Genomic DNA, 25,981 nt, shown 5'->3' on the forward strand with positions numbered 1-25,981 from the left:
AGGCGACGGAAGGCCGCCACCAGGAGGATGGCGCAGTGACCAAGCAAACGGGCAGGGTGACCTGCGACCTCTCGATCTCCGTCGACGGATACTCGGCCGGGCCCAACCAGACCGAGCAGCGCCCGTTCGGCGACGACGCCGGCGATGGCTGGGGAGACAGGCTGCACGCCTGGATGTTCGAAACCGCGGAGCAGCGGCAGGCCGAGCTCGACCGGCTGACGGCGGTCGGCGCGTTCATCATGGGGCGCAACATGTTCGGCCCCGTACGCGGCACGTGGGATCGGCAGTGGAAGGGCTGGTGGGGCGACGAACCGCCGTACCACGCACCGGTCTTCGTGCTCACCCACCACCCGCGCGACCCGCAACCGATGGACGGCGGCACCACGTTCCACTTCGTCACCGACGGAATCGAATCCGCACTGCGGCAGGCTCGCGAGGCTGCCGGGGACCGCAACGTGTCGATTCACGGGGGCGCGACCACCGTCAACCAGTACCTCGCCGCAGGCTTGATCGACGAGCTGCGGCTGCACATCGTGCCGTTCACACTCGGCGCCGGCACCCGGCTGTTCGACGGCGTGCCGTCACTGAATCTTGCGCAGGTGGAGTCGCGAGCAGCGAACTCGGTTACACACGTGACCTATCGCGTGCTGCCCTGAGTCCGCACCCTCGACACCCCGTACAGGAAAAGGCCCCTGCCTGCTTACGAGCAGGTCAGGGGCCTTTTCTTTGGCTGTGGCGGCGCTAGGATTCGAACCTAGGAAGGCTGAGCCGGCAGATTTACAGACCCCTCGCTACGGCGTCTGTATGAGCTGGTCAGAAGCCTGCCGGAACCTCTCTGCCCCAGGTGCCGTCCACGCCACGTCCATAGCCGCCACAACGCGGTGCGCGTCACCGTTGTTGCTTCAAGGCTTCTTGCAGGAGTTTGCCCAAGGTGCTGTGTGCGCCCTTGGGGTCTTCCAGCCCTGTCAGGAAGTCGGCGAGCGCGGCCCCCTGCACGGCTGGTGCCCAGCGGGACAGAAGCTCCATCAGGGCAGGAGTGTTCTCCGCGTACACCACGTCCCACCCAACTTGCGTGGAGACATCGATCAGGAACTCGGGCTCACCGCGTTGACTTGCAACCTGATTTGCCCGCCAGACCTCCAGCCTGAGGAAGGCAAGGTCCGAAGCAGGGAAGCTAAGGAATGAGCTGTAGCCCGCTTGCTCGGTTTGGGTGTCGAAGTCTTTACCTTCACCCCTCTCGACGCCAGGCGCGTCCAAGACGGGGTCGTGGTCGAGCTGTTTCCAGGCTCCGTCGAGCCCGAACAGGTGGGGCAGCTTTGGTGTAGTCACGCGGGGCACGGTAGAGGGGCAGACCGCGGTCGGTTAAGGCTGAATCTTGCCAGCGAACGCGACGGTGGATGGACCTGATCGACACGTACCCGTCTGACCAGGACCGTTGCATGTGCGACCCTACTTGGCGCCGACTACCTCACGGGCAGTGTCGAGGAATTCGAGTCGGGCCTCAACGACCTTGGCCATGCCGGCGGCTGCTTCCTCGCGGGCGTGGTTGGCGCGCCTGTCAAGGATCTTCTTGTGGATCTGAATGACCTGGTCGTGCGCCGCCTCGGGTATCTCGGCGGTGACAACTACTCGCGCAGCTAGGGAAGGCAGGTGTGAGAGCCAGGCGGCGACGGCGAAGTGGGGGTCCATGCCCTTCGCGAGTGCCGCGGCCACGACATCGTTGCCCATCGCAAGATACTCACTGATCTGCTGGAAGACGTCCACCGCGCGTCCATCGCCGAATTGAGTGAGGATCTCTTGCAGCGCAAGCACCTCAGGAAATTCGTTTTGGACCTCCTTTGGGAGCTGATCCAGCTGCTCTTGATTCGCTTCGGTCAGCCGTGAGATTTCGGCAACGCTGGAGGGCGTCACAACCTTCTGAATGGCCAGCAGTGCGTCAGGCACGCCGACGTGACCGGTTTTGGCTCCTGTCGCCGCCTGCAACATGGGCAGGTAGCTCAACAACATGTCGGCGAGTTCACCTAAGTCACTGTCCTGGCCGCCGCTCATCTGTTCCCGAACCTCCCGCAATTCCTGCAGTGCGCCCAGTGTGGCTGCTGGGTCCCTTTGGGGAGAGCCGATGCGCACCGCTTTCAGGCACGGCACCAAGAGCGCAGTCTCGTCAAGCACCTCGGTCACCCCTGTGGCGAACTCAGGTAGCCCCAGGGGCGCCGCTAACCGCGCATAGGCCGTGTCTAGGTCCTCCAGGGCCGCCTCGGTGCGCTCCTGCGACGGTCCTTTCTCCAACGCCTGAGCGATCACTACGGAGCGCTGCACAGCGGTGGCATCAAAGTGCAGCAGTCGTCCCGTCGCCAATACCGCGACGTCATAGACCCTCTGGGCCGCCTCGGCGACTGCGTCCGGACCGTGCAACGCCATCGCGGGCAAGGCAGCGTGCAGAGCGCGCAGCGCCTGCTTCGGCGCCTCATACAGGGCGGGCTCCAGCCGCTTACGGTCAGCGACTTCCCGGCGGCGGGTGTGCCCGTAGTCCGGACGTGTTACCGCCTCCCGGACTGTCTCCGCAGCCTCGATGAAATCGGTCGCGGCCACCGCCAAAGACCGGGCGGCAGACTGACGCTCTCCCCGCAGCCACTGCTGTTTCGCGTCATCAGCCTGTCGCCGCGCCACCCCACGTCCGACTGGGTAGGCGATGGCCGCCACCACCACGCTCGTGGGCACGCCGATTAACGCAGCAATCACCTCAGCATCCATGCAGGCCACACTGCCAGATCCAGGGCGGGCCACGAGAGAGAACGCAACTTGTTTACAGAGGCCGGCGGTTGCGGCCGCGCAACTTGATTGCCTTATCGCTGGTGACGTGGCCGGTCGCGCTATCCAAGGTCCGGCCGCCACTCAATGGGCGTAGAACGAACCGTTGGCGGTGCTGACGTACGCGAGCTCTGCTCTAACTGCTTCAGAAGAGAGTCGGCAGAGTGCGAGGGTTGCTCCGCAGCCACGCAACCACGTCCTGGCAAGTTGCCACATATGCCGTTGCGGCGCTTGCACTCAATGTGCGCCGCCCGTGTGCTACGGCGTTTCGCAAGGAGCGTAGTTCACCAATCGCCGCCGAAATATCATCGGGGATCTCATAGCGCGCTTCAAGTGTCGTCCAGTGCGCCCCTGGAAGTGGAATCATTGGGTTTTCCCCTGGAGCATCCAGCTTCCCAATTATCTCCGCTTCAAGCCTCTCATAGGAACGAAGCAAGCCGCGTTCGGGATGGAGTGCCGCCAAAGCAAACAAATTCCCCCAATCTGGAAGAATTTGGATATTCTGATTTCCGTCGATGCCGGAGGTGTGCCCGGGATGCTCTTCTGGTGTTGGCGGTGGTTCATTTTCTGACTCACCCTCGGTCGAGGGTGCTGTGCGCGCAACATCCTCCGAAGGCTCGGCGGTATGGCGCTGGACGGCTTCCCCTGCCTCTGCGCTTACTTCGGCTACCCGCGCCGAGAACTCTGCATCTATCCCTGGCGCGCTTAGGGCACGCATTCTATGTACCAATTCTTCTAGCGGTGCCCGGAATGCGGCTACGATAGCTAGGGTTACTCCGGGCCAAATGAACACCTTGACGTAGTCGAGTATGAGCTTCGCTATCTCCACCGTATTCCCCTGATCAGACCACGGCGGAAACATCGGCCCACCGCTCGTACGTTTCATTGCCCGGTGCCAGGCTCCTCTCGGGCCCTGAGCGTAGACGAGATCCGGAGGTCCACCGCTCAGGTGTCGGACGGTGTGCTGTTCTCGTCGCGGCGCGCGGGAGGAAGCAGGAGATCCCGCTCCGGGTGCCGCTCTCCCGTGACGCTGCCTTGTACGCCGAGATCAACCCGAGCGTTCTCGTGGAAGTCGTTGATCCTGGCGAACGCCACACGGTTTCGCTCCCGCCAATCCGCCAGGCTTCCCTCAGTCTTGCCGCTGGCCTGCCAATCAACATGCAGAGCGGCGGCATTGAGCTCGTGTGCGGCCTCCACGACGTCGTCTCCACCGAGCAGAAGCACCCGTTCGAAGGCGCGGCCACGAAGACGACGTGCGTCGGCCAAATCCGCGGACATCTCCCGTTCAGACCTCTCACCTTCCCGCAGACCGCTCCGGTGCTCGTAGAGTTCCACACTGAGGAAGATGGAGGCCCGGGTCCTGTCGATGAAACCCTCGTAGGCGTCAAGCTTGGCGGTGTCCCACCGCGTCGATAACTCGTGGCGGTTGCGCTGCCGCTCCATCAGGTAGCTGGTCACATGCGTGGTCAGTGCGCCGAGTAGTACCGCACTGACCGTGACGAGCTGTTCGGCGGTGTCCAAGTAGTCCCCCATAGACGGCACTTGCGCAGTCATTGGGAGATCCTAAGGACTACCAGGCGTGCGGCAACAGCGCCCCTTGCTGCGGGGAACCTGAGGCGACTGAACGAGCTGGGAGGGGCCATGCAGGAGTCGGACCACCTGGCAACCCTCGGACGCTGGTACGTCCGGCACGTTCCTGTCACGTTGGGGAAGGCTTCGCTCGCAGCGCGCTTGAATACCTACCTGAGGGAGCACCCTCGGCGGCGGGCGGCTCGCACAAGATTCGGCGCCACGCTGGAGATCGACACTCAAGACCTCATTCAGCGTTACATCTACACTTTCGGCGTCTGGGAACCGCATCTGACGCACTGGCTCCGCCGCAGGCTGAAGCCGGGAGACGCCTTCGTGGACGTCGGGGCCAACCTCGGATACTTCTCGCTGCTCGCCGCCGGCCTCGTCGGGGACGAGGGTCACGTAGTGGCCATCGAGGCGTCGCCAGCGTTCCACGCCCTGATGCTGCAACAGGTTCAGCGAAATCCTTACCGCAGCATTCGAGCGGTCAACACCGCAGTGTCGGACCGTACGGAGCTATTGACGTTCGTACTGGCCAGCACGAAAAACATGGGCGCGAACAGCATCGTCCCGTACGACGGTCCAACGGAGTCCAGATTCGAAATGGAAGCGCGACCGCTCTCGGAACTGCTCGACAAGACGGAAGTCTCCAACGCCCGCGTGATCAAGGTTGACGTGGAGGGCGCCGAAGGCGCAGTCATGCGGGGGTTGTATCCGGTGCTGGGGCAGCTGCGAAAGGACGCAGAGATTGCCGTCGAAGTCACGCCGTCACGCATGGCCCAACTAGGCGACGCTGCGCCCGATCTGGTCGACACGATGCGCCAGCACGGCTTCCACGCCTACCACCTTGCGAACGACTACGCCCCGGAAAGCTACCCGAAGGCCGTGCGGAATCCGGCTGTACCAGTGAGATTGCGTGGCGCCGTTACCCACGAAAGCGATCTGATCTTCTCGCGTATCGACGCCGAGACACTGCCCTGACGCACGTGAGCGGCCCGGCTTCCTCCCAACTGCTCGGGAGGAAGCCGGGCCGCCTCTTGTGCCGGTTGCCTACGCACCAAGTGCGCCGCGACCAACAGGTGTCCAGGGCTCCACTTTCCGGTGCCGGCGGATAGAGAGCGCCGGAGTGGCGACCTGGAAGGGGCAGGGACGGCCGGATGATGCCCACGGCGGCCCCCGCCCCGGCTCACGCGCCGCGAGCCGTCATGGCGCCGCACTCATAGCGCATGCAGCCCTCACCCGAAAGACTCCGCCGGGAGTTCCGACCCGTCTCCCTCGCCGTCGTCTTCCACGAGTTCGATCGCACCCTCCGGAAGGCTCAATTGGGTGCCCCGGCTCTCTGCGACGCGCAAGACGTCGTGGAGAGCTTCTGTCGTGGACTTGAGGGCCCGACGAAGGGCGTCTTCCCCTGCCTTTGGGTCAGACAGAACGGCCTTCGCACCGCTCAGCACCTTGGTTCCGTCACGCAGCATTTCCGCTTCAACCTCGTCGGCCATGGTGGACAGCAGCCCGTACGGGTTGTCTGTGCTCAGGTAGCACGCGTTGCCCGACGGCGTGTCCCACGGCAGTCGGCGGAGCGGCGAGATTCCGTACAGGTCCTCGGTCCGCGCTTCGTCGTTCAGATGGTCAGTCACGGAGAACTCCCTCAAGCTCTTCACTCGGCGCGAGAGTGGTGAATACCGCCTCAGTGCGGTCCCCAGGGAGCACGAGAAGCGCCCCCTCGACCACACGGCCGTCTATGTCGGTCGATGCGCGCTTCACCGCCAGAACGGAAGCTCTGACAGGGAGTTGCAGCGTCTCTGCTTCGTCCCGGGTCGGCATGCGTGCGGTAACGCGTTCGACAGTTGCCGCAAGGCGCACGCCGGCGATGAGGAGCCTGGCCCGAATGTCGTCGCCCCACGGCGACCGGCTCTCTCTCGGTGGACCCAACTCGGCGACGCTGCATGGCACATAGACGTGAGCCAGGCTGTACGGATCTTCCTCGTGCCAACTGCGATAGACGAACTCAGTGAGGGGCGCACCGTCCGCCACCCGGAGAAGCGAAGTGAGCTCCCCCTGAGCCGCAACCTCGGTCACGTTCACCCGAACCTGCAGGTCGACTTCCGGTCTGCGCGAGTCAGGAGAGTGCCAACTACTGATGTAGGTGATGCGGCGTGGCATGGCGCGGACGAACGTCCCAACGCCGTGGCGCTTCTCGACCAGGCCCTCATCCCGGAGCAGTTCGAGCGCGTGGCGGACGGTAGGCATGCTGACGTCGTACTGCACGGCCAGCTCCGTCTCTGCGGGCAGTTGCTCCCCCGCAGACAAGTCGCCGGCCTTGATGCGACGCCGAAGCTCCGCCGCGATCCGTTCGTAACGAGTGGTCATGGCTGCTCACCACCCCCGAAGCGGGAGCGGGACGGCCATTGAATGGCCCACGTGACAGCGCGGTCGGTATGGTCAATCAAGTCGGTCAGCTCCTCATAGCTGATGGCCGTGCCCCCGGGCGACTCAGGTCGTCGCGGGGGTCTCCCTGTGCACAGCAGCCCAGGCGGTCATGCCGCCGTTGCCCCTGTTGAACCCGTACCTGTCTGCCGCCTCCAAGACGGCTAAGAGGGCTCCCCACGACTCCGGCGAAAGTGACGAGGTGTTCACCTCGGTCTCGACACGGACGTGGTCCTTACGCTGCTTCACATCGGCATCCCAACCAGCGGCGGAGAGACGGGCAGCGATGCCTTCGGCACGACTCGCCGGCGAAGACACAGGCGATCACTCCCGACGCGATTGACCACTCAACGTGAAGCTACATATGCAGACTAGAGCTAACGCGTTAGATTTTCCATATGCCTGAGCCGTCATCTCATCTCCGCGTCGCTGACCTGCTCCGACAGCGGATCGTTGAGCAGGAATGGGCAGTTGGTGAACGGCTGCCCTCCCGTGCTCACCTCGCGGAGGAGTACGGCGTAGGTCGGAACGTCATGCAGCGCGCCCAGGAAGAACTGATCGCGCAAGGACTCCTGGAAGGGCACGCAGGGTCAGGCACCTACGTCGCCGAACAGCGCGAACGGTTGCGAATGGTCCGGTCGCTGTCCCGTGAGCAGCGCGGCGGATCTCCGTTTCGCGCAGACATGGCTGCGCTGGGCAAACGGGGCTCGTGGGAAAGCCGGAGCGAGGCCAAGGTGCCGGCACCCGCAGACATCGCGGCACGTCTCGGCATCGCCGAAGACGACCTTTGCGTCCGCACCGCGTACGAGTTCCTGGCGGACACCAAACCCGTCCAGTTGTCGACCAGTTGGGAGCCGTACGACATCACCGGGGGCACGCTCGTGGTGCTTCCCGAAGGTGGCCCTCATGCAGGGAAGGGGGTCGTCGACCGCATGGCTGAAATCGGCATCACGATCAGTCATGTGGTGGAGCAGCCCGAGCCCCGCCAGTCCACTCCCGAGGAGGCCACTCTCCTCGGCGTGCAGCGAGGTGCGTTGGTGACGCACATCAAGCGCACGTACTACAGCGACGACGGTCGACCGGTAGAGACAGCCGACATCATCGTGCCGGCGGCGGCATGCGAAATCGTGTACGAACTGCCGATCAATCGGTGACGGGGTAGCGCCAGCCGTAGTACGACAATGCCCGCGCCCTGGCCTCCACTACGGCCATGCGGGCATCGCGCTCCTTGGCATCGATGTGCGCCGCCTGGCCGGTCGCCTGGCCTGGCCACTTGCGGTACAACAGGCCCGGCTCAGCGTGGAAGTAGCCGCGGCTGACGGTGTTCGCTGCGAGGAGTAGCCCGGTGTCCTCCGAGGCCGGCATGGCCATCCACCCCCCGAGGGCGAGGAGTAGGTCACGGCGGATACAGAGCGTCGCAGGATGGACCTGGGCCCGATGGTTGTGTGCCTGCCAGTGCTCCAGAACCGCCCCGCGCTCGATCGGCCCCTCGGGCGGGTCCGCGTCGAAGCCCACGGTGGATCCGTCCGGCAACAGGTCCAGCACTCGTGACGTCGTCCAACCGATTTCCGGGTTGTCGGCGAGCACGGCAACATCACGGGCCAGCACGCCGGCGGTCAGTGAGTCGTCGGCGTCCAGGACCTTGACGAAGTCGCCATCGGCCCGTGAGAGACCCATCGTTCGCGCGACGCCAGGCCCTCCATGCCTGCCCTGCCCGAAGCTGATGCGCTCGTCATCGGGCACGTGGCGCGTGACTTCGTCGCCCTCGCCGTCCTCTTGGATCACCCAGCGCCACTCCCAGTCCGCTGGAAGCTCTTGTTCGCAGAGCGACTTGTATGCATCGGCCAGATAGGGAGCGGCCGGCGGGTGTACGGCAGTGATGATGATGAACCGGCGCACGGCAGTCACCACCTTTCCAAGGGGGTGGTAAAGATCAATTCCGTGCGGTCGCCAGGCAGGGTGACATCAGAGAATTCCACGACACGGTCATTGGTATCGATCGAGGTCTTTCGGAGGACCAGGACCGCCGTACCCGGCGGGAGGTCCAGTTCCTCCGCTTCCTCAGCAGTAGGCGGACGGGCAGTGATCCGCTCCTCTATGCGGTCCAGCTCGATTCCTACGGTGTGGAGTTGGTTCTGAGTCCCGCCAGGCCAGGGCTCGTTATCGGCGTCCAGAAGATCAGGGTTGCCGGCGACCATTTCGCGCACGAGGTAGGAGCACACCAGAGTGAACGGGGCCGTCTCAGAGCGATACCGAGTCCGGTAGGTGCGCTCGACAAGAGCGGCGCCCTCCGGGACGTCGAAGATCTGCGCGGTCCTCTCGTCTGCCTTGATCTCGCGGTACGCCGCATGGAAGACGAGATCGTCAACGCCCAGACCGGTGTCGTGCTCAGTGCTTCCCGTCTTCAGCCGTTCGGCCTCGGGCGCGCGTGCACGGTCCTTCTCCCACTGGTGGCGCTCATTCGTGCGTGCCACGAGCTTGCGCGGTCGACGGACGAAGGTCCCGATGCCGTGCCGCTTCTCAATCAGCCCCTCCGCCTGCAACTGACCTAGGGCCTGTCGGACGGTCGGCAGGCTCTTGCCGTGCGTCTCCGAGAGCTTCGTCTCCGAGGGCAGTTGGTCGCCGGGCTTCAGCTGACCTGCGCGGATATCGCGCCTCAGCTCATCCGCGATGCGTTCGTATGCCTTTGCCACTGGTGCTCACCGTCCTGTCGTCCGACACGGCTCAGCATACGAGTCCTTAAGAGGTGTTGACGAGTCGGGGTGGGGTGGGCCATAGTCTGGGTACTCCTTAAGAGGACATGAAGACCTGAACTCTTGAGGAGTACGGGAGGGTCATGCACGACCCAACCGGGGTGGCGGCCCTCCCTGCCAGGAACGCCCGCCGCCCCGGCCTCTCCCTGCCCGTCCTGCCAACTACAGGAGAGACCACCTCATGCCTATGAAGCACTTCATCGCCGGCCACCAGGTCGTCACAGACGAGGAAGCACTCGAACTTGCTCTGGGCACACCGCTGGATCTGTGGCTCGGCGTCGACGGCGAGACGCCGTACGAGCGCTCGATCCGCGTGCAGGCGGCCCGCGACATCCTCGCCGATGACCCCGGGCTCTTCGACCGCGTCACGACCCTGGCCGCTGAACTGCTGGAGACGAAGGCAGCCGCCCTGCATGCCGTCGCCCCACTGACCAGCGTTCGCCGGGCTGGACACTCCGGCGCCTCTCTGAACGGGAGGGCCGCCTGATGACCGTCAGCCTCGCCAAGGACACCGGCGGCCAGGTCCCGCCGCTCAGCAAGCGGGAACGCGTTCTCCTCAGCGCCGTCGCCGTCTTCGCCGTCGCCGTCGGCACTTTGGGCCTCGCCTCATCTTTCGACGCAGTGGCCGATGCCGCCGCCCGGTGGGGCTTCGGTCAGCCCTGGATGCTCCCGGTCGGTATCGATGTGTCCATTCCGGTCTTCACCGCTGCCAACCTGCTGCTGATCCGCGTCGACATGCCGCTGGGCTGGGTGCGGTTCGTCCCTTGGGTCCTGACGCTGGTCACCTGCTGGCTCAACATCGCGGCGGGACACACCCTGTCGGCGAAGCTGGCACACGGCACTATGCCCCTGCTCTGGGTCGTGCTGAGTGAGATCGCCGCCCACGTGTACGGCTCCCGCATCGGCGCCGTGACGGGCTACCGAATGGAGCGCATCCGCCGCTCCCGCTGGCTCCTCGCCTTCCCCTCCACCTTCGCCCTGTGGCGCCGGATGGTGCTGTGGGAGATCGTCAGCTACCGCGACGCTCTGAACCGCGAGCGGGAGCGGAAGCTGGCTCGCGCGGACCTGCGCGAGGCGCACGGCCGAGGCTGGCGCCGGAAGGCTCCGCGTCGCACCGCCGTCCTGATGAAGCTGGGAGAGCTGGCACCGCAGGACGCCTTGCCGGCGGCCGCCGACCCGGACACGCCGGGCTCAAATTCCGAGCCCGAGAAGGCGCCCGCGCCGCCCCGCTCGCCGCGTCAGCGACGCGCACCGAGGGCGAAGGGCACGGGGAAAAGGTCCCCTCGGCTTCCCTTCGATCAGCAGCTGGCCAAGGCCCGTCAGCTCACGGCCGGTTGGTCAGAGCAGGAGCTGAAGGCTGAGCCGATCCGACAGGCCGTCGGCTGCGGACAGCAGCGTTCCCGACAGCTGCGCGACGTCCTCAAGAGCGATCGCGCGAAGAGTCCCAATGACCTTGCCGCCTAGGAACAGCGCGACGGGGCCCGGTCACGACCGACCAAAGCAGCGGCCGGGCCCCGGCACCTCCCAACCCATGGAAGGAAGTTCAGTGAACCACGAGGACGACAACGAGCTGTTCGACCGGCTCGAAGCAGAGATGGGCGACGCGTCGAATGGCGCGGTACTCGACCTGAGCAAGGCTCGGTCGGCCCGCACGGGCCCGACGGAGACACCCGACGGAAGCGCCGACGCGTCGGCCGACCGTGACCACAGTGAGGCGCCCGACACGTCGGGCGACGACACCGACCGTCCGGTGATGGTGGATCGGGCCGACGCGTCGGGCCCGGGGAAGCTGGCGCGGATTCGGGATGCGAAGCGGATGCCGGTCCGCCCGGACTGGCTGCGCTCCAAGAGCGGATTCGTCGACGGCGCCACGTGGGTGGCCGGGTACGCCGGTCACACGGCGGCTTTCCACGCCCTGCGCTCCCCGGTCTACGCCGGGCGCCTGATGCTGCGCACCCCGCGCGGCCTGAGCCGCACCCTGACCGGACTCGGCCGGTGGGCCCGCGATGCCGAGAGCGCGCCCCTGCGGGCGGCTGAGGCGCAGCGGGAGAACACCGGGGAGTGGCTGAAGGTGGCCCGGCAGCGGGACCGCCGTGTGCGCTGGCGCGGCACCTGCCTGCTGGTAGGGGCGCCGTTCGTGCTGGCGCTGCTGGTCTACCTGGCGTTCTTCGCGCCCGCGCTGGTGCAGGCTGCCGCGCTGTGCGGCGCGTTCGTGGTCTTCGGACTGCTCGGTGCGCCGGCCGATGCGCCGCTCTCGACGCGTGCGGTGGTCAAGACCGAGGTGACCAAGCTGACCGGCGACATCGTGGTCAAGGCCATGGCCTCCATCGGCATTTCCCAGATCACGGCCGCCGTCGCGAAGGGCGGTGAGGGGATCGAGTTCGTCTCGCCGATCGTGCGCGAAGGGCCCGGCTGGCGCGCGGACATGAACCTGCCGCTGGGTGTCACGCCGGGGGATGTGGTCGGGAAGCGTTCCCGGCTCGCGTCGGGTCTGCGTCGGCCGCTGGGCTGTGTGTGGCCCGAGGGCGATCCGGGCGCGCACGAGGGGCGGCTGGTGCTGTGGGTCGGGGACAAGGATCTGTCCCAGACCGGCAACGTCAAGTGGCAGCTGTCCGGCGGTAAGAGCCACGACGTGTTCAAGCGCATCCCCTTCGGTCTGGACCCGCGCGGCCGGTCCCAGTCGGTGCCGCTGATCCAGCACAACGTGCTGGTCGGCTCCCTGCCCGGGCAGGGCAAGACCGCCTCGATCCGCGTGCTGGCCTGCGGCGCGGCGCTCGATCCGAGCGTGGAGCTGTGGCTGCATGAGAACAAGGGCACCGGCGACCTGGACGAGCTGGCCAAGTGCTCGCACCGGTTCGTCTCCGGCATCGATGACGACTCCATCGCCTACGCGGCGAAGTCGCTGAAGCTGCTGCGTACGGAGGTCATGCGGCGGGCGGCTGCGATCAAGAAGCTGCCGAGGGACCTGTGCCCGGACAAGCGCGTCACCCGGCAGATCGCCGACAAGCGGTCGCTGAACCTGTGGCCGCTGGTCGCCGTCTTCGATGAGTGCCAGAACCTCTTCGCTCACTCGAAGTACGGCAAGCAGGCCGGGGACGATGCGGAGTTCATCATCAAGCTTGGCCGGGCGCTGGGCGTGACGCTGATCCTGGCCACCCAGCGCCCGGACAAGGAGTCGCTGCCCACCGGGATTTCCGGCAACGTCTCCATCCGGTTCTGCCTCAAAGTCGCGGGCCAGCTGGAGAACGACATGATCCTGGGCACGAGCGCGTACAAGAACGGCGTGCGGGCCACGATCTTCCGCCCGGGCATTCCGTCAGAGGGCGGAGACGCCGGTATCGGCTACCTGGCAGGGGCGACCGCGACACCGACCGTGGTGCGCACCGCCTACCTGGACGACAACGCCACGGCCAAGGTCGCCGACCACGCGCACGCGCTGCGCAAGGCCGCCGGCACCCTCTCCGGCCACGCTCTCGGCGACGAGGAGGAGACGAGCGGACCGGGCTATGACCTGCTCGCCGACATCCTCGCTGTCGTGGCCGAGGACGAAGAGCGGGTGTGGAACGAGCGCATCGCCTCCCGGCTGGCAGAGCTTCGGCCGGAGGTCTACGGCGGCTGGAAGGGCGAGAACGTCACCGCCGCAGTAAAGCCCCACGGCGTCAAGACGCGGGACGTGGCCGGCACCACCGACGACGGCACCCGCACCACCCGGCGCGGCATCGTCCGCGACGACATCACCCCCGCGATAGCGGAGCGTGACGAAAACCGGGGCGCCGCCTAGCCGTCGATCGGCCGCTACCGGTAGCAGGTCCCCCTGCTACCGGTAGCACCCCCGCTAGCGACTCAAACCGGCTGCCATCAGCGATCTAGCGCATAGCAGCCCACCTGCGGAAACCCCGAAAACCCGCCCTGGGAGGGCTCCATGACCCCTGTCCTGACCGCTATACCCGGACTCCTGTTCATCACTCTCTGTTACGTAGCTCTGTGTGCCGTCAGCCCGTTCGGCAACTGCCGCAAGTGCGGCGGACTGGGCTTCCAGCTCCGCACCACCCGGCGCGGAAAGCCCAAGCGCGGCAAGCACTGCCGCCGCTGCCACGGGCACGGCAGGCGCATCCGCATCGGCCGCTGGATATACAACCGCGCCGCGCGGCTCTACCGCGAAGGCAACCCCCGCCCCAACTCCCAGGAAGGCGCCGCCCGATGACTGTGACCGTCTCCGTCGTACTCATCCTCGGCCTGGCCGTAGCCGCGCTGCTGAAGTTCCGCGCCGTCGGAGCAGGCGCCGCCGTCCTCGTCGCGCTCTTCGGCTTCTACCTCGCCGGCACCGACGCCGCGCAGCCCATCACCCAGTTCGTCACCGCCTGCGCCGACGCCGTACGCGGCATCGGCAACTAGCCCGAAAGGAGCGCCACATGGACGCCACGGCACCCGGCAACGCGTGCATCACGCTCATGGCCGCCGGTGAACTCCGCGACGCTCTCGACGCGTTCGAGCGCGGCGAGACGGTCGCAGCAGTCTCCGGCCTGATGGCCATCGACCCCGACTCGTGGCAGGCCATCGAATCCCGCCTCGCCGACCTCGGCGGTGACCTGCCCGAACTCCTCACCCTCGTCAGGAGCCAGGCATGAACGCAGACCTCGCCATCGTCGCCGTGCTCACCGCCCCCGGCGCCGTCCTCGGCACGGTCTGCCTCGCAGGCCACCTGTGGACCCGCCGCCACGACGCAGCCATAGCCGCCGCCTTCCATACGGCGCCGGCACCCGAACCACCGACCGGAGACGGCGAACCGCTGCCCGCGCCGGAGCAGCTGGCCGCCGTCATCCCCCTGCCCACTGCCCACGGCCGCGACCGCGCGGCCTGAGAGGAGCCTTCCCGTGTTCGACATTCGCGTCATCTGCGATCCCGCCGACGCACCCCGCGTCACCGAAACCCTCAATTCCCTCTTCCTGCTCTCCGAGATGAACGAGGCGCCCACGCGCGACGGCAAGCGGCTGCGGTTGTACGCCACCGCCGCCCCTGCTCCGTGGCTGGACACCACTGTCGTGGGATGCGGCGACACCGTGACCGTCACGCTCGAAGACCGTGCGCACGACAACCGCGTGGGCCACGAATGGACCATCCTGCGCGAGCACGCCACGCAGCTGGTCCCGCAGCTGCTGGCCATGTCCGACGCCGCTCACGGCCAAGGCAACGCAACGGCGAGCGCGCCGCCGGACTACCCCGCACCGGAAGTCGCCTACGCCGACGCTCCGAGCATCGTCCGGGAGATCGGCTGGGTCGCCGACCAGGCTGCGAACCGCGCCTTCGGTCAGCCGATGGGTCGCGAATTCTGGCTCCGCAAGGCTGCCGTGCTCGATCGCATCGCGATCGCCGATGAAGCCGAGGGCATCCACGGGGACGCCAGCAAGATCGCCCCGCAAGCTGCGCTGAAGCTCGTCCAGTTCGACAGCGACGGCGACGGCCACTACTACGGCGTCCCGTTCTGGGCCGAACACCCCGAAGCCCACGCACGCCCGCGCGGCTACGTCCGCCAGGAATACGCCCACTGGGCCAGCAACCAGTAGCTACGCCCGGCGGCGGTGGCCCTCCCTGCCAGGAATGCCCACCGCCGCCGGTCTCCCTGCCCGCCCTGAGACAGAACAGGAGACGTCCAGCATGACAGCTGAGCCAGCACCACCGCAGTACGGCAACGTACTGCCACTCCATGGGGCCGCCCCGTCCCGCGCGGAGGGTCCGCCGCATGATCTCGAAGCTGAGCAGTCGGTTTTGGGCGGCATGCTGCTCTCGCCGGACGCGATCGATGATGTGGCCGCGACGATGGACGCGAGCGACCACTACCGGCCCGCTCACGAGACGATCCACCGAGCCATTCAGCAGCTGCACGACGCCGGACAGGCTGTCGACCCGATCACCATTACTCACCACCTCAACCAGAGCGGTGACCTCAACCGCGTCGGAGGCCCCGGCTACGTGCACGGCCTGGTCCAGCTGGTGCCCACGGCCGCGAATGCCGAGTATTACGCGGAGATCGTGCACGAACTCGCCGAACGACGGCGCCTCATCGCGACCGGCACCCGGCTCGTACAGGCAGCGTCCGCCCCTGATGCGGACGCCGATGAGGTCCGCGCCGCCGCACTCGCTCAGGTCTCCGCGCTCAGTGTCCGCGCCCCCCTCGATGAGGACCAGGCCGACACGGCGCCGGCCGGACCGCCCAACCCGCTGTATGACCCGCACCCGGGCGTCCGCCGTCCGCACCGGCCCGGACCGACGCCGCACCCGGATGTCTTCTGCGGCTGGCTTGGCCAGACCGTGCGGGAGCTGGACCCAACCACCGAGGCCGATCCCGTGGCGGTCCTGGTGAACCTGCTCTCAGCGGCCGGCGCGGTCATCGGCCGGCGCCCGCACATCATGGTGGGCAACGACCGTCACCCCACGCTGATTTGGGCGCTCACAATCGGCCCCACCTCATCCGGCCGCAAGGGCTCTGCGACATCCACGGCCCGCCGCGTGCTCGCCGAAGCCCTGCCGGATTTCTTCGGCCCTGAGCACACCCCGCGCGGTCTGAACTCCGGGGAAGGGCTCATCGAGTACGTCAAGGACGACCACAGCGACGACCCCGACCCCGCGAGCATCGACAAGCGGCTGTGGGTGGTGGAGTCCGAATACGCGGTCACCATGAGCCGGGGACGTCGCGAAGGCTCCAGCCTTCCCGGCGTGCTGCGCCAGGCGTGGGACGGCGACTCTCTCGGTTCGATGGTCCGCGATTCCCTGAAGGCCACCGACCCGCACATTGCGATTCTCGGGCACATCACTCCGGAGGAATTCCGGGCCAAAATGCAGGACTCGGAAATGGCGGGCGGAACGTACAACCGGTTCCTTCCGGTCTTCTGTCACCGGAATCTGATCCTGCCCGGTTCACGCGGCGCGAGCAGTGAATTGGTGGCCAACCTCGCCGCCGGGTGGGGCACCGTCCTGGACGACGCATCCCGCGTCGAACACGTCCAATTCAGCTCGGATGCGTGGGCGCTGTATTGCGACCACGTCTATCCCGCGCTCAGCGACGATTCCGCCGGCGGCGTCATCACTCAATTCACCGCCCGCGCCGCCCCCTACGTGCAACGAGTCGCCATGACTTACGCCCTGTGCGACCACACCGACACCATCACCGAGGCCCACATGCGGGCCGCGTGGCGGCTGTTGGACTACGCCCGCGCTTCGGCTGTGCACCTGCTCGGCAACGTGACCGGCGACCCCAAGGTGAACAAACTCGCCGACGCCGTCCGCGCCGCCGGAGCAGACGGACTCAGCGCCGACCGCATTCGGCGACTCTTCAAGAACACCACCCGCGCCGAACGCGACCGGCTCACCGCCGAGTTGCTGGACAGGCCCGGCTACATCCGCAGCCAGCGGCCAACCAAGGGACGGCCGACCACCGCCATCAGCTACGCGGGCTGAAGGCGGTAAGGGTGAAAAGGCCGATAAGCCAACTGACCAGCAACAACAGAGGCGCGGTAAGCGGGGCGAAAGCCGGGGCGGTAAGTCTTCGCGTTCATGGCGCTTGGACTTTCCGCACCCCTTGCCACACCCCTTTCCGCGCCAGCAAGGCCCCAGGTCACACGGCTTACCACCCTTACCGCCCTTATCGCTCCGCCCGGACCCCTCGAACGTCGTGACCCGAGGAGCTAACACCGTGAGCACGCATGCACGCATACGCCGCACGCCCGCTGACGAACTGCTGCCGCTGAACGTCGTCCTCGAAGAACTCGGCATCACCCGGGCCTCTTGGTATCGCTGGCGCAACCGTGGCCAGTGCCCGAGGACTCACCGCCTTCCGAATGGTCATCTGCGTGTCCGCCGCAGCGACCTTGACGCGTTTCTGGCAGAGATGGAGGTCGCGTAATGGAGTGGAGCTACACGGTACGCGTGTGGAGCATTCGAAAGCGGCCGTACCGCAAGCCGTTCCAACTTCGCTGGCAGGTCGGCACTCGCCCACACTCGGAATCGTTCCTGACGTCGGGACTCGCAGAGAGCCGCCGTGCTCAATTCATCACGGCGGCCCGGGCAGGCGAACCGTTCGACATCGACAGTGGCCTTCCGAAATCGATGGTGCAGAAGCAGCAAGATATCTCGTGGTTCCACCACGCCAAGCAATACATCGAGATGAAGTGGACGCACGCGCCGGCCTCAACACGCAAGACTCTGGCGGAGGCCATGGCCACGGTGACGCCTGTGCTCGTCAAGGACACCAAGGGCATGGCTGATCCGCATTCCGTACGGACGGCGCTCTACAGCTGGGCCTTCAACGTTAACCGTTGGGGGGAGGAACAGCCGCCCGAGGTGAAAGCGGTTCTGGACTGGTTCGACCGAAAGTCAAAGCCCGTATCGGCACTTGCTGACCGGATGCTTGTCCGGAAGACGTTGGACACGCTGACGTTGAAGATGGATGGCGGCACGGCGGCCTCATCCACGATCCGACGGAAGCGCGCCATCTTCCACAACGCCCTCGTCTACGCAGTAGACGCCGGACTTCTCACCGAGAACCCCATCCCACACGTCCGCTGGAAGCTGCCCGAGCCCGTGGAAGAGGAGATCGACCCGGCTTGTGTTCCAGACCCTGGGCAGGCTGCTGACTTGCTCGCGGGCGTACGCGCTCAAGGGCCACGTGGACGACACCTGACCGCGTTCTTCGGCTGCATCTACTACGCCGGAGCGCGGCCGGCGGAAGTGGTGGGGCTACGACGTGAAGACTGCATGCTGCCCCGTCGCGGTTGGGGGCTGCTCCAGCTACAAGACACGCGGCCCCGAGCGGGATCGGCGTGGACAGACGACCGCACGGCTCACGACCGGCGTGGTTTGAAGCACCGATCGCGCAAGACCGTCCGACCGGTGCCCATACCGCCCGAGTTGGTGGCCATGCTGCGCTGGCACATCTGCGCGTACGGGGCTGCTCCGGACGGCAGGCTCTTCCGGACAGCACGCGGCGGACTGGTCCAGGAGAGCGGCTATGGGGAGGTCTGGGCACGTGCGCGAGACAAGGCCCTGTCATCCGCCGACGCAGCATCCCTCATGGCGAAGCGGCCCTACGACCTCCGGCACACCGCCGTCTCGACCTGGCTCAGCTCAGGCGTGGAACCTCAGCTCGTGGCGAAGCGTGCCGGCCACAGCGTGGCCGTGCTGTTCCGCGTGTATGCGAAGTTCCTCGGCAACAGCGACGAGGCGGCGAACGCCAAGATCTCGGCCCGGCTCCAAGAGAGGAGGACGCCCCCGGCCTGAGCGCGCCCCCGGTCTTGCACCCGTACAGCAGAAGGCCCCTGCCTGCGCTCACGCAGTTCAGGGGCCTTTCTGTGTCGGTGGCGACGCTAGGATTCGACGCTAGCGCGGCAGCTCGGTATCGAAGAACTTCAGCACGGACGTCACAAGCATCAGGGCAATCACCGCATTGACGCGCGTGTATTGCTGCCGAGAGACAGCATGGACACTCGGATGCCTACCGAAAGTGCGGGGGATTGGATCACCTTGACTAATGAAGAAATGTGCGTGTGCGTACCACACTGGGGCAAATACAAAGGCCGCGCGAATTTTGTAGTCATCCATATTGAAGCGCACTCCGTTCTTACTAAACCAGTTGCTAGTTAGCTCCTTTCGAACTTCCTTGTCTAGATGACAGAGCACGGTGTCTAGGAGGGTCGCTGCCAGCGCCTGAGAAGGTCGCGCGTGACCATCCCTGAGGGCATGTACGCAACTCAGAGCAAAGTCTCTCTCGTCGAGCAGGTTTAGGTGCTCGATCTTCTGCAATACTCCCTCGCAGTCGGTGACGATTCCCTTCCATCGCCGACCGATCACGCGGCGCCGCTCTGCTGCAGAATTCGCGTCCAACAGTGCCGACAGTGTTCCATGCCCTGGAACCCACATCAAGGGGATACCTTCATCAACCAAGAGGACTTCCAGGTCATCAATAAACGGCCTTGCGGAAACCCCTTCCCAATTCTCTGGGAAAACACTTGAGGTGATCTTACCTAGAGACTGGAAAATACTCTGCAACTGCCGACTCTGTGTAGTCAGAACACGAGTCAATTCGGCGAGACCACGAGGCCCACGAGTAAGCTCTGCTAGCTGCGACAGCACAGGGCTCATGAATTCGTACTGGCGTGTGTAAATATTCGCCGCTATCGACTCAGATAGTCGCCTACCCGTCGACTTCTGCCAATTTTCATAGAACCGCGCAACTGGGCTGCGGAAGACCGGGTGGATAGGTCCGTATTTCGGCCGCCTGCGCTCCCGCGAATCACCTTCCGAGGGATCCTGATCGTCATTCACGGTTAAACAGCCTCCCGGAGATTCGCGTATGGCCAACTGCTACTCACCGACGGTTCAAGAATCAAGAGCCATCCTCGTCTTCAGTGGACGAAGCGACGGGCCGTGACGACTGGATAGTTCCTGCGATAAGCGAGAACAGGAAAACGGCGAACGCAAACCCTACGCACAACTGGGTCAATACAATCGATTTACCCAAAGCAGTAGCAGGCTGCAGGTCACTATACGTGAGCGCCGTGGAGACTCCATAGTATATGGCGTCGAATGTGCTGAGCTTGCCAACGCCGAACGTTCCAGCTTGACGCTGAGACACGAAGAGGTAGATCACAGTAAAAACATAGGTGCTCAACCCGTACGACAGTATTCCTAGCAGGGCCGCACCCATAGGAGACGCGACGCCATCTGTCCGACCACGGAAAAAGGCGTCGATGAACTGCAGAAAACGAGGCCTAGCGTTGTATAGCGAGCAGAGAGACTCGGCAGCCCAAAGTGCTGCAAGAAGCCATGCCTGAAATACAAGGAACAGTGCAAACGCAGCGTTCAGAAGTCCAGCGACGCCTTGCGTTGGCCGTCCCGCCATCCAAAGGGGCACTACAAAGAGGTAGAACAGTGCCAGAGGCATGTAGATATATATCATCCATCTCGGCCTGAAGTAATCCATGCAAGCATTTTGGCATAGGCAGATACGCACGTCCGCCCGCACATTGCATACGACGTGGTCTACTACCACTTCAGAACCTGCAGCACGGCTCCCTCCTGACTCGCGAACGGCCGGTCAGCTTCGGGGAGTGTCAGAGCGCCCACGTCGTGGCACGCAAGTTTGGGCGGAGGCCTTGCATCCTCGAACCCATGCTCTGCTGGCGCTGCGCGTCGGGCCGGTCGAGGCGGAGTGAGTTGGTGAGTGCTACCTGTGTGGCCGGTAGTAGCTGTGGACTTCCCCCGCAGCCTCCTGCCATGCCGTACGGGGCCGCATTCGGCCCGGCTCCAAGAGAGGAGGACGCCCCCGGCCTGATCCGGTCCACAACTGGCCCCGAAACCCCAGGTGAAGCCGCAGAATCCCGTCCGCGCCTCGTCCAGAGAGCCTGGTAGAGAGCGTGACGCGACGGCACACAGCGAGACAGTCCGGCACCTTCTACACGCCGCACAAGAGAAGGCCCCTGCCTGCTTACGAGCAGGTCAGGGGCCTTTTCTTCGTCTGTGGCGGCGCTAGGATTCGAACCTAGGAAGGCTGAGCCGGCAGATTTACAGTCTGCTCCCTTTGGCCGCTCGGGCACACCGCCTGGGATTGCTGCCAGGGACCGCCGATGGGCGGTGCTCCGTGGCAACGCTGTAAACCATACCCGATGCCCGGGGGTGCTTCGCCACCCGGTTGATCAGGGGTGCGGGGGCTGCTCAGTGGCTAGGCTGACCGCGCGGTTCGCGTCGCGGGCCGCTTCTGTGACGGATCTATCCAGAGGAGCCAACTCACCATGGCCGACTCCAGTTTCGACATCGTCTCGAAGGTCGAGCGGCAGGAGGTCGACAACGCCGTCAACCAGGCGTCCAAGGAGATCTCCCAGCGTTACGACTTCCGCGGCGTGGACGCCTCGGTCGCGTGGTCGGGCGAGAAGATCGAGATGCGGGCCAACGCCGAGGAGCGTGTGAAGGCCGTCCTCGACATCTTCCAGTCCAAGCTGGTCAAACGCGGCATCTCCCTCAAGGCTCTGGACGCCGGTGAACCGCAGGCGTCCGGCAAGGAGTACAAGATCTTCGCGTCGCTGAAGGAGGGCATCGCGCAGGACGAGGCCAAGAAGATCGCGAAGGTCATCCGCGACGAGGGCCCGAAGGGCGTCAAGGCCCAGGTACAGGGTGACGAGCTGCGCGTCTCGTCCAAGAGCCGGGACCATCTGCAGGAGATCATCGCGCTGTTGAAGGGAAAGGACTTCGACTTCCCGCTGCAGTTCGTGAACTACCGCTGACCGGGCGGCCGCCCACCGCACACGCCCGCGCCCGCCGGGACCGGCCCCTGCTCCGCGCGATGTGCGGGCCGTCCCCGGAGCGCACCGCAGCACGCACGCCGTGGCCGGGGCCTTCCGGAACGGGCCGGGCGGCGCGCGCTCCGCTCAAGCCGCGCGCCGCTCACCGGCCCCGCCGGCCCACCGGCCCGCCCGGGGCCGGCGCCGGTGCGAACTACTCGTCCGGGTGGCGGAGTTCGATGTCGAATCCCTCCACTCCCGGGCCGTCCACGTGCAGCGTGGTCGCCACGGGCGGGTAGCCGCCGGCGACGACCGAGTAGTCGCCGCCGTCCAGGTCCGTGAAGGCGTACGCGCCGTCCTCGCCGGTGGTGGACGTAGCGACCACGTCGCCCGCCGCGTCCACCAGCGTGACCCGCGCATCCGGCAGCGGTTCGTTGCGCGCCCCCGCACGCACGGTGCCCTGCACCTGTGCGCCCGCCGCCAGTTCGATCTGGATACGGGTCACACCGTGCCCGTCCACTTCGACCGGCCGGGCGGTGGGCCGATAGCCCGGAGCGTTCACCGCGAGCGTGAAGATCCCGGTGACCAGGCCTTCGAAGCTGAAGTCGCCGCGCTGGCCGGTCTTTCCGGTGGCCAGCGCCTCGCCCCGCTCGTCGGTCACCACGACCATGGCGTCGGTGACCGGCCGGCCGTCATCCGCGTTGCGCACCTGGCCCGCCAGGCCGCTGGTGCCGGACAGCACGATGTCGTGGCTCAGCGGCTCGTCGCCGACGACGACCGTGGAGGCCCGTGGCTTGTGCCGGTCGGCCGCCACGATCAGCACGTAGCTGCCGGGCTCCGGGGCGTCCAGGACGTACGAGCCGTTCTCGTGCGCCGTGGAACGGCCCAACTGGCGCCCGCTCATGGAGATCAGCGTCAGCGCCGCGCGACCCACGCCCGCCCCGTCGGCGTTGCGGACGGTGCCGCGTACGCCGCAGCCGGCCAGTTCGTACTGCTCCGGCGCGGTGGCCGGCCCGGCGGCAGACACGGACACCGCTGCTCCGGCCACCGCGGGCACCCGCTCGGCCGATGGGCGGGGGATCGACACGGGGGCCTCGGGGCCGCCGCCCTTCGCACCGCCCGTCGGCGTGTCCCGCAGACCGTCGCCCTCGACGTCGACGTTCGGCAGCGCGCGGCCGAGCCAGCGGGGCAGCCACCAGGCGGCCCTGCCCAGCAGCGCCAGGACCGCCGGGACGACGGCCATGCGCACGATGAACGCGTCGAAGAAGACGGCCACTGCCAGTCCGAAGCCGATCATCTTGACCATCGAGTCGGTCGACCCTATGAAGCCCGCGAACACCGCGATCATGATGACTGCCGCGGCTGTGACCACCCGGGCTCCGTGCCGGAATCCGGTCACGACCGCCTCACGCGGCCGCTCCCCGTGCACGTACGCCTCCCGCATGCGCGTGACGAGGAAGACCTCGTAGTCCATGGCCAGTCCGAAGACGACGCCCACCATGAAGATCGGCATCATCGACATCACGGGGCCGGTCTCCTCCACGGCCATCAACTCGGCGAGCCAGCCCCACTGGAAGACGGCGACGACGGCGCCGAGCGCGGCGAGTACGGAGAGCAGGAAGCCGAGCGCGGCCTTGAGCGGCACGAGGATCGAGCGGAAGACGACGATCAGCAGCAGGAAGGCCAGGCCGACGACGAGTGCCAGATACGGGGCCAGTGCGTCGTCGAGCTTCTGCGAGACGTCGATGTTCATCGCTGGAGTGCCTGTGACCAGGACCGTCGCCTGGGTGCCGGGCTTGATGTCCTCCCCGGCATCACGGATGGCGTGCACCAGGTCCTCGGTCGCGGCGGCGGACGGCGCGGAGTCCGGGATCACGTTGATCATCGCGGTGTCGCCGGCCTTGTTGTACTTGGGCGGGGTCACCGTGAGTACGTTGTCGAGGCCCTTGACCGTCTTGGCGACCTCGGTGACGGAGCCCTTCGGATCGTCGCCGGCACGGGCGTCGACGACGACCATGAGGGGGCCGTTGAAGCCGGGGCCGAAGCCGTCGGAGAGCAGGTCGTACGCCTTGCGCTGCGTGGTGTCCGTCGGCTTGGAACCGTCGTCGGGCAGGCCGAGTTCGAGCTCGCCGACCGGGACCGCGGCGGCGCCGAGGCCCAGGACGCCGAGCAGCAGGATGGTGACGGGCCGGCGGACGACGAAGCGGGCCCAGCGGGTGCCCATGTTCGGCTTGGCGCCGGTGTGTTCGGGCTCGGCGCGGCCGGTGTCGGTGCGAGCGGAATCGGTGTGCCCGGCCTCGCTGTGCTTGGCCTTCTTGTGGCTGCCCTCCGGCGCCTTGCGCCGCTTCGCGCCCGCGGGCCGCACCCGCTTGCGCGCGTATCCGATCAGGGCGGGGATCAAGGTGAGCGCGATGAGGACCGCGACGGCCACGGTGCCGGCGGCGGCGAAGCCCATCTTCGTCAGTACGGGGATGTCGACGACGGCCAGGCCGACCAGCGCGATCACGACCGTCAGACCGGCGAAGACCACCGCCGAACCCGCGGTGCCGACGGCGCGGCCTGCCGCCTCCTCGCGTTCGCGGCCGTCGGCGAGTTCCGCGCGGTATCGGGAGAGTATGAAGAGGGCGTAGTCGATGCCGACGGCCAGGCCGATCATCATCGCCAACGTCGAGGTGGTGGAGTCCAGTTCGAGCGTGTTCGCCAGCGCGGTGATCGTGGAGACGCCGATCCCGACGCCGATGAGTGCGGTGAGCAGCGGAAGCCCGGCCGCGATCAGCGAGCCGAGAGTGATCACCAGCACGACCGCGGCGACGGCGAGGCCGATCACCTCCGTGGAGCCCGTCTCGGGAACGGTGTTGAGCGCGTCGCCGCCGACTTCGACGGTCAGACCCTCGCCGCGGGCGTCCTGGGCGACGTCCTCCAGCGCGTCACGCGAGGAGTCCTCCAGCTCCATGCCCGGGACCTCGTACGACACCAGCGCGTACGTGAGAGTGCCGTCCTTGGAGATGGCCTTGGCCCGGAACGGGTCGACCACGGAGACGACTTCGGAGCCGGTGCCGAGTTCCTCGACGGCCTGCTGGACGACGGCCTTGTTCTCAGGTGCGGTGATCTTCTCCCCGTCGGGCGCCTTGAAGACGACCCGGGCGGTGGCTCCGTCGGCGCCGGAACCGGGGAAACGGTCCTCCACCAGATCGAAGGCCTTCTGCGCCTCGGTGCCGGGGATCGAGAAGGAGCTGGAGCCGGCTGCGGGCGCCTGTGCGGCGCCCAAGCCCGCGACGGTCAGCAGAGCCACCCAGATCAGGGCGACGAAGTGCCGTCGCCTGAAGGCGAATCGGCCCAGTTTGCTCAGGAACGTTGCCACGAGACGTACTCCCGGTCGGGTCGTGGGGTCTTACAGGTCAGGAGGATTCGGCCCGACGACGTGAGCGGTCGTGTCAGGTGCTGTGGGTTGTGCATGGGGACGCTCAGACGCCGAGGGCGGGGAGGACGACGGCGTCGACGTACGAGATGAGGAAGTCCTGCGTGGGTGGCAGCTCGTCGATCAGGGTGCGGGCCGCGAACGCGCCGATCAGCATGTGCAGGACGTATTCGCAGGCGGGGTTTTCCGGGCGGACCTCGCCCCGGTCGACGGCGCGCTGCAGCACCCTGCGGAGCTCCTCCAGCTCCGGTTCGATCAGCAACTCGCGGAAGGCCTGCAGGAGATCGGGGTTTGCGTGCACCGCCATGGCCAGGCCGCGCATCAGCGCTGAGTCCGCCTCCAACTGGCAGTCGTTCTGGCGCAGAGCCAGCTCGTGGAAGTCGCCACGCAGGGTCCCGGTGTCGATGTCCGCGAGCCTGACCGGCTTCTCGTGCCGCAGCGCCCTGACGACGAGTTCGGCCTTGCCGCCCCACTGGCGGTAGAGCGTGGCCTTGCTGGAACGGGTGCGGGTGGCGACGGCGTCCATGGTGAGGGCGTCGTAGCCGACCTCGCGGAGCAGGCCGAGCACGGCTCCGTACAGCTCGGACTCACGCTCGGGCGTGATCCGGCTGCGGCGTGCCGATGCGGCCTCGGTCATGCTGCTCGTCCACTCCTGTGCCGAACGAAACGGTTTCGTACAGCGCAGAGCCTATCCAGAGGAGTCGTCGAAACGAAACCGTTTCGTACGTGGCCCGCGT

27 protein-coding genes, 1 tRNA gene and 1 pseudogene are annotated in these 25,981 nt (G+C 66.4%); 15 read left to right on the forward strand and 14 right to left on the reverse strand.

Features of this window, described 5'->3' with window-relative positions:
- Window positions 1-35: 35 nt before the first annotated feature.
- Window positions 36-656 (forward strand): dihydrofolate reductase family protein, encoded by a 621-nt coding sequence (locus tag ACSMXX_RS12100; protein ID WP_473184024.1) that lies wholly within the window; start codon window positions 36-38, stop codon window positions 654-656.
- A 232-nt stretch (window positions 657-888) separates the two neighbouring features.
- On the opposite strand, the gene ACSMXX_RS12105 is transcribed toward ACSMXX_RS12100, so the two are convergent.
- From ACSMXX_RS12105 to ACSMXX_RS12120, 4 genes are all read right to left on the reverse strand, one after another.
- The gene (locus tag ACSMXX_RS12105; protein ID WP_473184025.1) at window positions 889-1,329 is read right to left on the reverse strand and encodes a hypothetical protein; all 441 of its coding nucleotides are present in this window, start codon (window positions 1,327-1,329) and stop codon (window positions 889-891) included.
- Window positions 1,330-1,449: 120 nt separating this feature from the next.
- Window positions 1,450-2,751 (reverse strand): hypothetical protein, encoded by a 1,302-nt coding sequence (locus ACSMXX_RS12110; protein ID WP_473184026.1) that lies wholly within the window; start codon window positions 2,749-2,751, stop codon window positions 1,450-1,452.
- A 202-nt stretch (window positions 2,752-2,953) separates the two neighbouring features.
- Window positions 2,954-3,694 carry a hypothetical protein gene (locus ACSMXX_RS12115; RefSeq protein WP_473184027.1) on the reverse strand — a complete coding sequence of 247 codons (741 nt, stop codon included), beginning with the start codon at window positions 3,692-3,694 and terminating at the stop codon, window positions 2,954-2,956.
- A gap of 59 nt (window positions 3,695-3,753) precedes the next feature.
- Window positions 3,754-4,362, reverse strand: coding sequence for a hypothetical protein (locus ACSMXX_RS12120; RefSeq protein ID WP_473184028.1), 609 nt, complete (start codon window positions 4,360-4,362; stop codon window positions 3,754-3,756).
- Between the two features lie 87 nt (window positions 4,363-4,449).
- Between ACSMXX_RS12120 and ACSMXX_RS12125 the strand changes: the two genes are divergently transcribed.
- Entirely contained in the window at window positions 4,450-5,361 is a 912-nt protein-coding gene (locus ACSMXX_RS12125; protein WP_473184029.1) for an FkbM family methyltransferase, read from the forward strand.
- A gap of 254 nt (window positions 5,362-5,615) precedes the next feature.
- On the opposite strand, the gene ACSMXX_RS12130 is transcribed toward ACSMXX_RS12125, so the two are convergent.
- Both ACSMXX_RS12130 and ACSMXX_RS12135 read right to left on the reverse strand, forming a co-directional pair.
- The gene (locus ACSMXX_RS12130; protein WP_473184030.1) at window positions 5,616-6,014 is read right to left on the reverse strand and encodes a hypothetical protein; all 399 of its coding nucleotides are present in this window, start codon (window positions 6,012-6,014) and stop codon (window positions 5,616-5,618) included.
- A complete protein-coding gene (locus ACSMXX_RS12135; RefSeq protein WP_473184031.1) occupies window positions 6,007-6,747 on the reverse strand; it encodes a GntR family transcriptional regulator in 741 nt (246 codons plus the stop codon). Before ACSMXX_RS12135 ends, ACSMXX_RS12130 begins: the two co-directional genes overlap by 8 nt.
- Before the next feature lie 455 nt (window positions 6,748-7,202).
- On the opposite strand from ACSMXX_RS12135, the gene ACSMXX_RS12140 reads away from it, so the two are divergent.
- Entirely contained in the window at window positions 7,203-7,958 is a 756-nt protein-coding gene (locus tag ACSMXX_RS12140) for a GntR family transcriptional regulator (RefSeq protein WP_473184032.1), read from the forward strand.
- Here ACSMXX_RS12140 and ACSMXX_RS12145 read toward each other — a convergent pair.
- Window positions 7,948-8,712, reverse strand: coding sequence for a glycosyltransferase family 2 protein (locus ACSMXX_RS12145; protein WP_473184748.1), 765 nt, complete (start codon window positions 8,710-8,712; stop codon window positions 7,948-7,950). The two genes, ACSMXX_RS12140 and ACSMXX_RS12145, sit on opposite strands and share 11 nt — an antisense overlap.
- Complete coding sequence (locus tag ACSMXX_RS12150; RefSeq protein WP_473184033.1) at window positions 8,709-9,497, reverse strand: GntR family transcriptional regulator; 789 nt, start codon at window positions 9,495-9,497, stop codon at window positions 8,709-8,711. Before ACSMXX_RS12150 ends, ACSMXX_RS12145 begins: the two co-directional genes overlap by 4 nt.
- A 241-nt stretch (window positions 9,498-9,738) precedes the next feature.
- On the opposite strand from ACSMXX_RS12150, the gene ACSMXX_RS12155 reads away from it, so the two are divergent.
- From ACSMXX_RS12155 to ACSMXX_RS12205, 11 genes are all read left to right on the forward strand, one after another.
- The gene (locus ACSMXX_RS12155) at window positions 9,739-10,044 is read left to right on the forward strand and encodes a hypothetical protein (RefSeq protein WP_473184034.1); all 306 of its coding nucleotides are present in this window, start codon (window positions 9,739-9,741) and stop codon (window positions 10,042-10,044) included.
- The gene (locus tag ACSMXX_RS12160; protein ID WP_473184035.1) at window positions 10,044-11,021 is read left to right on the forward strand and encodes a DUF2637 domain-containing protein; all 978 of its coding nucleotides are present in this window, start codon (window positions 10,044-10,046) and stop codon (window positions 11,019-11,021) included. The genes ACSMXX_RS12155 and ACSMXX_RS12160 overlap by 1 nt, the downstream gene beginning before the upstream one ends.
- A gap of 82 nt (window positions 11,022-11,103) precedes the next feature.
- A complete protein-coding gene (locus ACSMXX_RS12165) occupies window positions 11,104-13,338 on the forward strand; it encodes a P-loop NTPase family protein (protein WP_473184036.1) in 2,235 nt (744 codons plus the stop codon).
- A 141-nt stretch (window positions 13,339-13,479) separates the two neighbouring features.
- On the forward strand, window positions 13,480-13,761 hold the full coding sequence (locus tag ACSMXX_RS12170) for a hypothetical protein (protein ID WP_473184037.1): 282 nt from the start codon (window positions 13,480-13,482) through the stop codon (window positions 13,759-13,761).
- Complete coding sequence (locus ACSMXX_RS12175; protein ID WP_473184038.1) at window positions 13,758-13,952, forward strand: hypothetical protein; 195 nt, start codon at window positions 13,758-13,760, stop codon at window positions 13,950-13,952. Before ACSMXX_RS12170 ends, ACSMXX_RS12175 begins: the two co-directional genes overlap by 4 nt.
- A 17-nt stretch (window positions 13,953-13,969) precedes the next feature.
- Window positions 13,970-14,185, forward strand: a complete 216-nt coding sequence (locus ACSMXX_RS12180) for a hypothetical protein (RefSeq protein ID WP_473184039.1) — start codon at window positions 13,970-13,972, stop codon at window positions 14,183-14,185.
- Window positions 14,182-14,418, forward strand: coding sequence for a hypothetical protein (locus ACSMXX_RS12185; protein ID WP_473184040.1), 237 nt, complete (start codon window positions 14,182-14,184; stop codon window positions 14,416-14,418). Before ACSMXX_RS12180 ends, ACSMXX_RS12185 begins: the two co-directional genes overlap by 4 nt.
- 13 nt (window positions 14,419-14,431) lie before the next feature.
- A complete protein-coding gene (locus tag ACSMXX_RS12190; RefSeq protein WP_473184041.1) occupies window positions 14,432-15,121 on the forward strand; it encodes a hypothetical protein in 690 nt (229 codons plus the stop codon).
- A gap of 91 nt (window positions 15,122-15,212) precedes the next feature.
- Window positions 15,213-17,012: a DnaB-like helicase N-terminal domain-containing protein gene (locus tag ACSMXX_RS12195; protein ID WP_473184042.1), complete on the forward strand. Its 1,800-nt coding sequence runs from the start codon at window positions 15,213-15,215 to the stop codon at window positions 17,010-17,012.
- A 235-nt stretch (window positions 17,013-17,247) separates the two neighbouring features.
- Entirely contained in the window at window positions 17,248-17,457 is a 210-nt protein-coding gene (locus ACSMXX_RS12200; protein ID WP_473184043.1) for a helix-turn-helix transcriptional regulator, read from the forward strand.
- Window positions 17,457-18,830 (forward strand): tyrosine-type recombinase/integrase, encoded by a 1,374-nt coding sequence (locus ACSMXX_RS12205; RefSeq protein ID WP_473184044.1) that lies wholly within the window; start codon window positions 17,457-17,459, stop codon window positions 18,828-18,830. Before ACSMXX_RS12200 ends, ACSMXX_RS12205 begins: the two co-directional genes overlap by 1 nt.
- A 99-nt stretch (window positions 18,831-18,929) precedes the next feature.
- Here the strand turns inward: ACSMXX_RS12205 and ACSMXX_RS12210 are convergent, their stop codons facing one another.
- The 3 genes from ACSMXX_RS12210 to ACSMXX_RS12220 form a co-directional block, all read right to left on the reverse strand.
- Window positions 18,930-19,874, reverse strand: a complete 945-nt coding sequence (locus tag ACSMXX_RS12210; protein WP_473184045.1) for a hypothetical protein — start codon at window positions 19,872-19,874, stop codon at window positions 18,930-18,932.
- Window positions 19,875-19,935: 61 nt separating this feature from the next.
- Window positions 19,936-20,532 (reverse strand): hypothetical protein, encoded by a 597-nt coding sequence (locus ACSMXX_RS12215; protein WP_473184046.1) that lies wholly within the window; start codon window positions 20,530-20,532, stop codon window positions 19,936-19,938.
- Window positions 20,533-21,069: 537 nt separating this feature from the next.
- Window positions 21,070-21,151 (reverse strand) — tRNA-Tyr (locus ACSMXX_RS12220).
- 189 nt (window positions 21,152-21,340) lie between these two features.
- Here ACSMXX_RS12220 and ACSMXX_RS12225 point away from each other — a divergent pair.
- On the forward strand, window positions 21,341-21,829 hold the full coding sequence (locus ACSMXX_RS12225) for a YajQ family cyclic di-GMP-binding protein (RefSeq protein WP_473184047.1): 489 nt from the start codon (window positions 21,341-21,343) through the stop codon (window positions 21,827-21,829).
- Between the two features lie 211 nt (window positions 21,830-22,040).
- Here ACSMXX_RS12225 and ACSMXX_RS12230 read toward each other — a convergent pair whose 3' ends face one another.
- The 3 genes and pseudogenes from ACSMXX_RS12230 to ACSMXX_RS12240 form a co-directional block, all read right to left on the reverse strand.
- Window positions 22,041-22,913, reverse strand: a complete 873-nt coding sequence (locus tag ACSMXX_RS12230; protein ID WP_473184749.1) for an MSCRAMM family protein — start codon at window positions 22,911-22,913, stop codon at window positions 22,041-22,043.
- 6 nt (window positions 22,914-22,919) lie between these two features.
- Window positions 22,920-25,187: pseudogene (locus ACSMXX_RS12235) on the reverse strand (MMPL family transporter); the annotation flags it as partial.
- Window positions 25,188-25,290: 103 nt separating this feature from the next.
- Window positions 25,291-25,881 (reverse strand): TetR/AcrR family transcriptional regulator, encoded by a 591-nt coding sequence (locus ACSMXX_RS12240; RefSeq protein WP_473184048.1) that lies wholly within the window; start codon window positions 25,879-25,881, stop codon window positions 25,291-25,293.
- Window positions 25,882-25,981: the final 100 nt, after the last annotated feature.

The organism is Streptomyces sp. DSM 116795, assembly GCF_055792905.1.